1 protein-coding gene is annotated in these 914 nt (G+C 62.9%); it reads left to right on the top strand.

Annotated elements, in window-relative coordinates:
* Positions 1 to 63 precede the first annotated feature (63 nt).
* Positions 64 to 914, top strand: an 851-nt coding sequence (gene groEL / locus ACWGS9_RS34975) for a chaperonin GroEL (RefSeq protein ID WP_454509451.1), incomplete at its 3' end; no start/stop codon positions are given.

Genomic DNA, 914 nt, shown 5'->3' with positions numbered 1-914 from the left:
ATCATCGGCCTCACCGTCAACTGAATTTTCGGGCTCTTCCCGAGCCCCTGCCAGGAGCTAAACATGGCTGCCAAAGACGTAAAATTCTCCCGCGACGCCCGTGAGCGCATGCTGCGCGGCGTCAACATCCTCGCCGACGCGGTGAAGGTCACGCTCGGCCCCAAGGGCCGCAACGTCGTCATCGACAAGTCGTTCGGCGCCCCGCGCATCACCAAGGACGGCGTCACCGTCGCCAAGGAAATCGAGCTTGAGGACAAGTTCGAGAACATGGGCGCGCAGATGGTCCGCGAAGTCGCTTCGAAGACCAACGACATCGCCGGCGACGGCACCACGACCGCGACCGTTCTCGCCCAGGCGATCGTGCAGGAAGGCCACAAGGCGGTTGCCGCCGGCATGAATCCGATGGACCTGAAGCGCGGCATCGACCTCGCCGTGGGTGAAATCGTCAGCGCTCTCGGCAAAACCGCCAAGAAGATCAAGACCTCCGAGGAAGTCGCCCAGGTCGGCACGATTGCCGGCAATGGCGACGAGGCGGTCGGCTCGATGATCGCGGAAGCGATGCAGAAGGTCGGCAACGAAGGCGTCATCACCGTCGAGGAAGCCAAGACGGCCGAGACCGAACTCGAAGTCGTCGAAGGCATGCAGTTCGACCGCGGCTATCTGTCGCCCTACTTCGTCACCAACGCCGACAAGATGGTTGCCGATCTGGAAGACGCCTACATCCTGCTGCACGAGAAGAAGCTCTCCAACCTGCAGGCCATGCTGCCGGTCCTGGAAGCCGTCGTTCAGACCTCGAAGCCGCTGCTCATCATCTCGGAAGACGTCGAAGGCGAGGCTCTGGCCACGCTGGTCGTCAACAAGCTGCGCGGTGGCCTGAAGATCGCCGCCGTCAAGGCTCCGGGCTTCGGTGACCG

This window comes from Mesorhizobium sp. Arg314, assembly GCF_053714275.1.
Note: the sequence above shows the minus strand (reverse complement) of the source record. Positions and strands in the feature narration are given on the sequence as shown.